An 11867-nucleotide genomic window follows, 5' to 3' on the forward strand; every position below is an offset into this window, starting at 1 on the left:
AGTCTACACGTACTCTTCACGCAGATTACTGATCTTCCTTTTCCCCCTGATAGGACGGAAGCGGAGGGACGATATCTGCGGTGCACAGGTAGAGGTTTTGCAGGTTGAGGAGCGGCATGGGGTTTTCTGTCAGGTTGGACATGATGTTCATAGCAAAATGAAGCTCAGCTTCAATGCAGGATGGCTTATGCTCTTGCGCCCATGCGATGATGGAATTGGCAAGTTTTTTCAGGAAATCACCTGCTGGTTTGCCATCCTCCTCAATGGTGATGGGTGTCGGCGGCAGAAGAGCTATGGGCAAGTCGATCGGTTCCTGTGTGAGGCCTTCTGACAAGTGGTAGGTGTAGCCGATGTTGAGCTGGAGGGTAATATCGCCCGCATATTCTCCGTCAAATAACGCGGAAAACAGATGGCTTAGATGATCTTCCAAGCTTTGTTGAAGTGGCTTTTTTGTCGGATTATCCAGGAAGGCGATGTTGAGCTTTGCGTTGCTGGACAGAGTCGGGTGGAACGGGTTCTTGAATGTCGCTGTTGGCGTTCTGAACACAAACCCATCAGTGATCTTGCCGTGGATATAGCTGTTACGGATCATATACATAGAAGCGATTGCGTCCTGACGCGCAAGCACTTGCATCCCCGGCAAGATGACCTGCCGTTCGCTGAGCGTCTGGGCCGTGTCCTGCATCAGGTAGGCCAGCTTACCTTTGGTTTTTTGCGTGTAGTAGTACGTGTAGGTCTGCTTTCCATCCTCGCACGCACTGGACGCCAGATGGCTGGTCCACTTCGGTATCTCGATGGACGGGTCTCCAGTCAGGCCTGCCAGCGGCACACAGTCCTCAAGGATGAGTTTGACGACCCAACGGGACTGCGTTGCCTCACCGTTGGTGCGGTAGATCTGGTTTTCTTCCAAAATGCTGAATTGATAGGTTTCACCGGCGTCCTTTTGCGGAGCTGCGGCAAACATGGCAAGGCTTCCGCTGCTTTGGGCCTTGCAGATGATGTCCTCGTTGATTTTGATGATGGCGGCCAAAATCTTTGACGCGTTCTTGATGGCTTCTGGTGTTTGGTTGGCTGCGTTGATGACCGGAACATACTGGTCGAGGATCTTGGAGAGGTTCTCCTGAACCGAGATGAACTGGGCCAGCTCTGCAAAGGCGTCCAGAAAGCCAGTAAACTCTGCAGCGGGTTTATCCTTCAGGTTAAACTGGATCTCGCCGTGGGCTTCATCCTGAAGGTAGTGGAAGTTGAGGCCGTAGGTGTACTCATAATCCCATTTGGTGATCTTTGAGAGTTTTTGCGCCTTTTTGTCAAACGCAGGACCTGCCTGCTCCACCATGCGCGGAGTTTCGGGGAAGCTGCGCAGCAGGATAGGCACGTTGAAAGAACCCAATGGCTTCTCCAGAACCGGCGTGCCTTCCGCTTCAATCGGGGAGAGCCAGCTGGAGGCTTTGTAGTCCTTGATGCCTTCAACGGGACTGATCTGGTGTTCCAGCGCGCTGACTTTGTGGCTGAGGTCCAGCTTGAGACATTCGGAGGTTTCGCCGAGCTGTTCCGAGGCCTGCAGCAGGAAAGTGAGCGGTTGTTCCTCGCCTTGCTGCAGCAGAAGTTTTGGCGAGGTTAAGGAGAACAGACTTGAAAGGGATTTGGCGCTTGTTGGCGGCTGGTCTTTTTCTCCGGTTTCCGGCGGGCAGTCCGCCACGCTGTTCAGGTTAATGTTGCCGAAAAGCTGAGGCGTTTCCTCTCCAGCTTTTAAGGGAATATCGGCAGCAACTTGGGCACCAAATGAAATGACCGCCTGTGTGGTGTACAGGTTGGAGAGCTCCTCAAGCAGTGTTTGCCTGAAGGTTTCCTGTGCAGAGCTGAGGCGAGTGTGGGACCCGTCCTGATAGATAGGTGCAAGCATGCGCGTGGTGATCTGCGCGAGGCTTTTCTTTTGTTCTGCCAATGCCTCCATGTACCCGCTCACAGGTTTGGGTTCGCCTTCACTGCAGGCGATATGGTCTGGCTTGTCTGCGGCGAGTTTATCGACGAACAGGATTGAAGAGGAGTATTTCGGCGACAGCAGTGCATCAAAGAATTGGAAGTACTGCTTGAGCCAGACATCCATCTCTACATTGGAGAAGGTGCTGGGCACTGGTGTACTTGTAAACTTTCCGGTTTGCGGATCAAAATCATCCAGAGTTTCATAAGGGTAGACGGAGGCGCTGCGGGAAATCAGCATGTTGCTGACCGGGAGTGGTGCGAAGACCTCCGGCGCACTCTCGTCGGTGATGTGGAAGGAAATCGGATCACCCTGATTGACCCCGACCCTGACGGCCCACGTGGCGTTGGAGGACATTCCTGCAGACGGTGCGTACCGGTTGACACCAGAGGCCACCATCAACCGGAAATCATCGCCATAGATCGCTTGTGCGACACGCTGCGCAAACCCGGCCAGCAGGTCTGAAGTGGGTTTTGTGGGCTTATCTGTGCCTGACTGTTTCGACGCGCCTGTAACTGAGGTTTGGATGGTCACCGTGTTGGCAACAGATCTTGTCAGCGGGTCTGCCGCATAACCTCCCACAGCGATGCCGTTGGGTCGTTTGAAGATGAGCTGTGTGACAAGCTCAAACAGAGGCTCTTGCGTGAGGCTGGTCATCGGAACGGTCACATGGACCGGGAGTGCTGGGATAGTTTGTGCAGCTCCAGCTTCTGCGGCTTTGCTTTGCTTGTGCAGGAACGCCTCGATCTCCTGCCACCAGCTGATAAGGCCTTGGAACTCCGTTTGGGTGAGCTGGTAGGTCTCCAACGACAGCGTTGAACTCACATCGATCTCAAAGCCATTGGGATCGTTGAACTGGGCCAGCATCTCTTCAACAACCAGCAGCGCGGCAGCTGCTCTTTGCTGCGCGGTGGTCGGGTCCTGCCCCTTTTGCGGGATGAAGGGGCCGCTGTCGAAGCTGAAGGTGATTTCAAGTGTGAAGCTTTCCGGTGCAGCTTCTCCTTCCGAAGCGTTTGTCTGCCCTGTCGCCACTGTCCAATTCGCCGAGGTGGATGGCCATTGGGAGAGCGGGATGATCTGATCGGTATAGCCTTGTAATGCTGGTTTATTGCTCAGCTTCCCGGCTGGATCGGTACGTTCATCCAGCGTGGAAAGGATCGTATTGCCATAATAATCATTCCAGCCGAGCTGGGTTTGTAGAAGCAGTCCATTTGCGCTGTAGGGGTTGATCTTGGCGGATTCCGCTGTTTTTTCCGGTTTCATCAGGCCGAGATAGGAGATCGACCCCTGATAGTCCTCCATGTCACCCGTGGCCGCCTCCAGCACATAGCGGATCTTGCTCTCATTCAGTGAGGTTGATTGTCCAGAAGCACCGATGGGCAGGCCCATATTGCTGGCGTTAAAATCCTGATTTTCGGTGATTGTATAGGCCAGCAGGCTGTAGTTATGAAGGAGCAGATCTTCTGCGTAGTCCTGACCGGTTCCACCGCTGGGTATTTGTGGCGGCTGCGCGCGCTTTGCGTTGAGGGACTGAACGCCGGGGTGTTCTCCGGGTTGGACAGAGAGCGGACCAGCGCGCAGCGTAAGCGTCTGGCCGGGTACGAGTAGTCGGTCGGTCTTTGCATTGGCCACGGCCAGGACAATGGGTTCGGTTCCAAAGTAATCGGCGATCTGTTTTAGGCCAGTGCGGTTTGTCAGGTCGTTGCTGAGGGCTTTGGAGCCTATGACCAGATCAATCACGGGCAAACGCAGCGGGGTGCCTGCGGGCACTATTTCGCCTGTCAGGCGTGGGTTCGTTTTCTTCAGGGCATCCGTGCTGGTGCCAAAACGCAGCGCGATGCTGGCGAAGGATGCTCCCGGCGCACTAGTCCCAAAGGGGACCAGATAGGTGCCCTGCTCGATGGTGATGGTCTTCCCCGGTGTGAGCATGATATCGGCTGCATCGGGCGTCAGTGTTTGGGTGATGAGTGAATTTAAATTGGAGTGGTAGCGCGTGGCGACACGCTGCAGCGTGTCACTTTGGCCTGACGTGTGTTCAACCAGTTCTCCCTTGGCAGCAGCAGACAGGGAGGCGCCGGAGCTTGCGAGTGGTTGGGCAGTTGCCAGCCCGTTGACATACGGGTGCATGTAAGCCTGATCTTCGTGAATGATCACGAGAGACAAGGTCGCCTCGCCCTTTTCGTTGAAGATACCAGCAGGGAAGCCCGTCACTCCGTCATCTGCGGTGTAATAGAGGTAAAACCCGCCCGAATTAGTTATTCCCGCTTCCCAGAGCAGTTTGATGAGGGCCATGGGGGTGTTGAGCAGTGTGGGACCATTGCCTTGTGCACTCTGGCTTTGCTCAAAGAACAGCTCTGCGCCGGGGTTGGTTACGGTGGAAAGGTTCGTCTGCGATATGCCAAAGGTGACGTTGCTGCCGCCTTCTCCGACAAAAAATGTGCCGCTGCTTTGTGACCCTGTGGTGTAACCGAGGGTGAGTGACGGGAAGCTGTGATCTTCTGGTAGCGCTTGCAGCAAGCGTTCCAGGATCACCACACCTGCGGCGTTGATGCCATTCAGCTCATAGGTGGTTTTCAGGGCGGCATCGGTTGCCCCGCTTGCACCGGACTTTTGTGGTGGCAGTTTCTTGATGGAAAATTCGATTGTGGAGGTCCAGCCAAAATTCACTAGCGGGGTTTTGGTCAGCGTACCAGTTGCCGCATCCATGGAGACCTGTTCCACAATTAGCTGCGGCGGCATCATATCGGTGCTTTCCGCGGTGCTCGCCCCCAGCGCTGTCAACGCACCAGAAAGAGTCCACAGCCGCAGATATGGGAGTTGCGAGGGCTTGTCTTCGTCGCTCGTGGGCACATTGATCGGTTCGGCGCTTTGCCATTTGACGAAGTGCGAAACTGGGAAGGTGCTTGGTTGCTGTTCTACCTGTGCCAGCAATGACAGTTCATCGGGTCCGGCTGGCAGATACCCCGCCGTTCCATAGTTGGTTATGGATTGGATGCGCTGATAGTCCTTGCTTGGCGTTGCGTCTTTTGCTGGAACCTCAACCGTGTACTTCAATGGGTTTTGGTCGTTGCCCAGAATAATCCAGTCCGCATCTTTTGGCTTACCAAGTTGCATTGTGAAACTGCTGGTGAGCGGGGTCGGGATGGGGATTTGCTGACCGGACAAGGCGAAGAGACCGGCTTGCTTAGGCAGTGTCAGTTGGCCCGCCTCATCCTTTTGCGTCCACATGCCTTGCTCAAGTGGCGTGATGCCATCTGTTGGCAGGCGCATGCCGTGGAAGTAGTAGCGCGATGCCATGCCGGACAGGTGGGTGATGCCACCAGTGCGCTGGACCTCTCTGATCAGTTCACCAACCTGAAACTGTGGTAGATGAACAATGCTGAGACTGTCTGTATTGGGGCCCGTCTTGTTGCCAGAGGTACTGGCGAACAGGTTTGCGATCTCACTGTTCTCCGTGGTGGCAAGCGCTGAAAAATTGATCTCGAACTGCTGTGCGATTGATGTAAGGGTATCGGTCGCTTTGGTCTGATAGGTGAATTTTGGCAGCTGCAATGTGGCGCCGACAACCAGTAGGTCAGTCTCGGTTAGAAGCGTGCTGACGTTGATCAGCTCCTCCAGCGTGACGCCTAGAGCTGTGGCCACTGCGCTGACGGTCTCCTCACCAGAAATCGTGTATTTGGTCACCTTCCCATCTGTCTGAGTATGGGAGATCGTAGCACCAGTACAAAGCAGGCCGGAAACCTGACTGTTGCTGCAGACAAGATCGCCTGGGGCGACAGCTGCTTTATACAAGTTATCGGTGGCCAGTCCCTCGAAGGAGCTGTCGGCGGGGATCACAAGCGGGGCTGTAGGGATGGTGAGTGCGGCGCCCGCCGTCAGCCGATGGGTATCGTTGGATTTGAAGAGATCTGTGAGGGTGAACTTCGGAGCGCTTAAGGCGCCTTTTTCATTGACCCAACTGACGATGCCGCTTGGCGTATCACCATCTGAAAGCGCGTAGTTGAAATCGCGAAGACCGTTTAAGAGGTTTTCGATCATCTGCTTCATGATAAGCATGAAGTAATTTTCGTAAATATATGATGCTATTGAATTTTTACTATTCGCAATTTCGGCTTCAGAGGGATTTTTCTTATCTTCGTTCTCCACCATCACGCTGAGCTGGTTAAAGTATTTTGTGAGGTTCTCCCGGTAGTTATCGCTGATTTTATTATAGGCCTCAAAGGTGTAAGAGAGTGCGGATTTGCTGTCCTGCTCCAGCGCCAGACTCAGCGCGGGCACCATGGGGAAATAGGTCGCCTGCGCGTCGCCCTGCCGTGCCGGGACAGCGATATCGAGCTGGAACTGCTGCTGCAGAAATGTGGAGATGTCATCTTGTGTCAGAGCGTCCGGTGAGCTTTCCAGCGTGTTCAGCCCATCCAGCAGTGCGTTGATGTCTACTGCGCTGATCACGTGACTGTCGACTTGTTCTGCACTTTGAGGACCGGTGCCCATGGTGGCGGCGATGGCCCACCGGGTTACCATCTTGGCCAGCGCTTCAAAGCCGGTATCGTCCTGCTCGCCAGCTGCTTTTTCGAAGAGCTCATTATCACCCTGCGTTGCTGGCGGCGGGGCTGCGATGAACAGGTTTGCCACATAACACGGAACCTGTGGTGGCCGTCCTTCATTCGAGTCCGGCCAGTCTTCCTGCTTTGCCAGCGTCAGGCCATAGCCCAGATGGATCTCCAAGGGGTTCTGGGAGGGATCAGCGGCAGGTGTTAGGTTCCTCCAGTTAAAGGTGATGGGTGCGCTCTCAAGGGCTTCCATCAGCATGGGGAGCCGGCTGTAAAGAGCAAGGCGCTGCGCCATTGGCACGGCGAGCAACCCTTCCTCAGCTTCTGAGTGCTCCAGCCATGGGGCATCATTGGGGTTCTGGAGTGCGCCGAGCGTGAAGGTGGTGTGGACGTGTGCGGAGAAGCTGAAACTTACCTTGATGGTGAACAGGCCAAGGTCGATCTTCGCAGTTGCACTGACATCCACCTTTGCGGAGATGGTCAGCGGGATTGGTTCGTAGGAGGCAAGCTTAATCTGGGCGCTGACTTCGATCCTGACTTTGAACGCAGCCTTGATGATGGCAAAATCGATGGAGCCATAAAGCTTTCCGATGATGCCAATGGTGCCGGTGAGCGAGAAGAAGTATTCGCCTTGTAACGCCAGCGCATTGCCGCTGTCTGTGTGCGCATCATCGTAGGCGTTCCATTTGGCGAGAATGCCTTGCAGAATACCGAAGGCGGTCAGGCTGAAGCCTGCTTTCAGAATGCCCTTTTGGATGGATTTGCCGAGCCCCAGTTGCAGTCCAACCCCGAACACAAGGTTTGGATTGAAGAACCCGAGCGTGGACGTGGGCAGCCCTTTTACTGACGCTGCGGGCAACTTGCCGAAATAGAACCCACCGCCGCCTTTGAGCGGAATACCCGGCGGCACGATGGCCTCGATGGAAAAGGAATGGGAGAAGTTGTTATTCCAGGGGAAACCGATGTCAAACTGGAAATCTCCGTTGGTGTAGACCTCAACGCCAAATGTGGGCAGCGTGATGGAGACAGCGCCAACGTCGATACGGCGCATGACTTCCGGCAGTTGGATGGAGGCTGAAAACTTGCCAAGGCCCGGAGAGACCTTCTTGTAGATGACCTGGAAGTCCAGCCCCGAGAAGACTTTGGCAGCCTTGCCCTGACAGGCTATACGCAGCGCGTAGAGCGATGGATCGGTGAGGACAACCTGCAAAGTGAAGGCGTATTGCGCGCCGCCCTTTGCCAGCTCACCTTGATGTTCCTGCCCAAGTTCCTTGCTTGCATCGATGCGTAGAACGCCAAAATCGGTGGCGAACAGCCAGTTAATATTACCATCAAAGCCAATATCCGGCACCTTGCCAACTGTGGGTTTTGGGAGCCTGGCCAGAATGTCGACGGCCTGTTGTACCTCGGTGACATCCTGAAGACCTTTGACGTCCACATGCTGACCGCCTGCCAGCAGGCGTAAGTCCAGATACTTGTTGCCCAACCCGCCCGGGCTTGGTGTTGAGGAAGGTTGATCGGCGCGCCATGGCGGCAGGCCCTCGGCTTCCGAAGCTCCGGAAAGCCAGAAGAAGCTGCCGTCAAGCTTTACATAGACACCAGCGCTTTTGTGGTAGGTCAGCGTGATACCGGTCACCTTGGCGATAAGAATATCGATGGGGCCTATTTCAACGGTAAAGCTGACCGTATCCTCCTTGAAGTTCCAGGTGAGTTCAAAGTCAGAGAGATTGACGTGGTTGAGTACGTCAAACGGTGCGGCAAGTCCGAACCGTGCACCTGTCATCCATTCCACAAAGGTCTCAACCATAGCGCCGAGCGTGGTCGTATCGGTAAATTTGATTGTTGCCGTCTGGTTCTCATCAACCTCGGCTGAGAACGGGCCCCACATGATGCCGAAATGTGAGTGGCTTTTGGCGTATTCATAGAACGCCTGTAGCTCGATGTTATTCCAGCGGATATCGGCTGTCAGCAGTGCGTATTTGCCATCATTTTTCGTGGTTTCATAACGCACCAGCGATTTAGCTGGTTCGATCAAAACGATTTCGTCGCGATGATCAAGTATGGGGATACGTGCGTTGCCGCCAGGCAGCAACAGTTCGCTTCCACCGGTGTTACCGATTTTCGCAGTGAAGGTGGCCTGGGCCGGGAGCCAGCTTGGGGCTTGGCCTTTCAGGCTGACAGATCCGCCAAACTCATAGCTGGCGACGGACTTTCCATTCCCCGTTGAGAAGGTGACATTCAGATCGGACACATCGACGTCGAGACCACCTGTTGCCCAATCACTTCCGATATAGGCTTTTATGATCTGGCTTACTTTAATGGGCGCTGCGCCCTGCTCTCCGCGGAACGCCCAGAGCTTATCTTTGGTGTTGTATGTGGCACTTACATTGACAGGTACGGGCTCTACACCTGACAAATTATCAAACAGCGTTGTGGCGGCCCTGATGGAGCCGGAGGAATTGGTCCCCTCGCCTTTTACGTCAAAGTAGATGTCATTAAGCTCGAACTTTGCCGGTGGTAGCGTGATCTGCCAGTTTTCTAAATCCACTCCAGCTTCAACAGAGTAGGCCTGCACACTCCTGCTTTTGGCCGGAGAATATTCAAGCTGTAGGTTGGCGATATCCGCCCCGATATTGAGGTGATATCCTTTCGGGAGCAACGCCTCCACCAGATCAGAGAGCGGCAGACTTGGTCCGTCCGGGTTGAGGGTTGCGGTGAGTGTGGTTTGCGGGTAGGTCACCGAGATATCGAGGCGTGCCGGGTTATCACCCTCGCCGATCAGCGCCTGTGTTGACGCCACCCAGCTTATCTGGCGGTTACCGGTTGGCTCAGAGGCTGTGATCTCGAAGCTGAGGTCCTTCACGCTCAGACCACCAAACAGGTTCCACTGTTTGCTGTCTTTCAGCGAAACCTGGAAGCTCTCGATGGATTTGGTTGCCGAGTTATAATTGAAGCGGAGACCATCAACGCTGAGTTCGTTCAGCCCCGCAAATTCCGTGGGGATGGTGTTAGCAAAGTTCATGCCTCCAATGAGGGCAAACACCGAGTTCAGCGAGGGTGTTGCTTCTGCTGCAAAGTCTCCCTCAACCACCATCTTGTTGCTGGCAGAACTTGGAAAATTCATCTGGAACGGAAGCAGCGTATCGCCGACCTCAATGGAGGTTTGCAGGCCTCCCGTGAGCCGCGCTCCCGCACTTGAGAACTGCGCAAACAGGCTGGTGTTTTCCAACGCAAACCACTCAACGCCTGGCAAGGAAAGCTTTTTCAAGTCCACTGCAAAGCGGACCTGATAGTTCTTGCCTGCCTTTTTCGTGGCTCGACCAACACCTGATACACTCAGCGTTACATCAAGCTCCGTGCCGAGTAAATCTGAGGTCTTGCCGGTCACAATGACCTTGGTAAGCCTCTTTGCGGTATCAACCGGTTTAATGGTGACCGGGTCTTTTGCCGAGCCAATGGTAAGCCCTCCTGCCCCCAGAACGGTCTGCAGGAATGTGTATAGAGGGCCTTCCTTCAGCACGTTTGGCAGGAACTGGAGTGCTCCATTGCTGACGTTGTCTTCCAGCGTGGTCAGCAGCGTTTGCAGATCGGAGAAGATACTGCCCGCCACCCCGTTTGCAACAGACACCAGTGCAAATCTGGCCGCCAGAAAGCCGAGTGCCTGTAGGAGCTTGTCGTTTTGCGGGGCGGTGTAATAAGTTTTGAGGCCGCTGTAGTAATCAAAGTACTCGCCCTTGCCTTCGCGAAACTGCATGGTGATTTCTGCCATGATCTGCGCAAGCTCGTTGGGCGGCATGGAGGATTTGTAACCCTCCTGAAACGCAGAGATTCCAAGTGCGATCTGGTTCTTGGAGGTATTGAGCAGCGCCGCTGTTGTTGGCGTGGTGCTGCCTGCGGCCTTGCCTCTCCCGTTTGCGAACGTGCTGGGATAGGGGTTGGTGGCAAAATTCCCAAGCTTGAAGAAGGGCTTGCCCAGATTGACGGCCAAATTTGCACTTTCGGTTCCCTCCAGAACTCCCGGCAACGTGGCTGCATCATACAAATAATCAGCGGCTGCGGGTGGCAGGCCCGAGATGGTGGTGACAACCGTCGCACCGGGCTTGAGCTTGCTCAAAAAGGCTGCTCCCGCAGTTCCTGAGAGGTCCTTGTTCAGATAGATGCCAGTGCCCGATCCCGTCGTGTTGCGGAACAGCTGCTTGCTTTTACAATACGCCTGAACATTTTTGGTCAGTGCATCAAGGCCGCTTTGTGCAACCTGTTGTTCTTCGTTGTTTGCCGGAAAGTAGCGTTCCAATGTTTGCCATGTGGAACTGGAAAGGTCTCCAAGAAGTGCAATGACAACGGGCTTTTTGGTGAATCCCTTTTGCTTTTGCAGCAGGGCCGCTGCCGCAATCAGTTCAAACGCGATTCCATCTGCACTTCCGGTCAGAGCTGTCTTGTCGGTAGACGAGCTGGGCAGGTTTGCGACCGGAAAGAACTCGATGCCCGGTTTCGTTGTTTTGCCAAGGGCTTGGCTGATGTTTTGCGCGGCGCTGATGGCTTTTGTGTTTACATTAGGTATCTTTCTCAGATCCGTCCAATTGAACTTCTCCGGCAGATCCTGTTTGAAACTGCGGTAGGCAAATTGATCTCCTTGCAACGCCAGCTGATCATCAAGGTTTATTGTCTTATTGAGGCCGGGCAGGATAACTAACGAGTTAGCAGGACAGGTCTTTTTATCCGGAGTGCATTTTTCTGCCGTCCAGAGATAAGGTTGCAGCAAGACGAAGTAATCGCACTTCACTGCGGTTGCCATGCTGGTGTTGCCGCTGTTGGGAATATCCCCGCCACCGCACAGGCAGAGCGGCATTTGACCTGACAGGCCTTGCACCGAGCGGTGGGTTGTTCCACCTACCGTGGTTTCCTCATAGGCGAAGAAGGTTATTGTTACGCCGTTTAGTTTGTAAGGAGCTCGCTTAGCTGGATCAAAACCGGGTAAGAGCTGTGCAAGGTTCTGCAGCAGTGTTTTTTGGGAGCTGTTGTAAATCAGCTCCACATCCAGTTGGAACCCAAGGGAAATCATGCGCCGAATGAGGTTGACCGTGTTGGCAAGACTTCCCGAGCCTTGCACATCGTAGGCAAAATAGCGCAGCTTCTTGCCACGCAGGAAATCAGTAAGCCGTCCGATGATCCCGCTGGAGAGCGCTCCATTCAGGTCCTGCGCTGCAGATGCAAACAGTTGCACAAGATTAGAGAGCTCAGAAGACAGGTTCTCCTCTTCCGGTGTAGCGACACGTTCAAATGGTTCAATTGGACTGTGCTCGTTCATCTTGCTGCACCGGGGCTGATTGAAGGGC

At 54.4% G+C, this 11867-nt stretch carries 1 protein-coding gene; it reads right to left on the minus strand.

From position 1 onward, the window contains the following. Window positions 1–25 precede the first annotated feature (25 nt). On the minus strand, window positions 26–11839 hold the full coding sequence (locus tag IE076_RS00435) for a LysM peptidoglycan-binding domain-containing protein (RefSeq protein ID WP_189434337.1): 11814 nt from the start codon (window positions 11837–11839) through the stop codon (window positions 26–28). Window positions 11840–11867 lie beyond the last annotated feature (28 nt).

The sequence above is a fragment of the Pseudovibrio japonicus genome (assembly GCF_014651595.1).
Lineage (GTDB): Bacteria > Pseudomonadota > Alphaproteobacteria > Rhizobiales > Stappiaceae > Pseudovibrio > Pseudovibrio japonicus.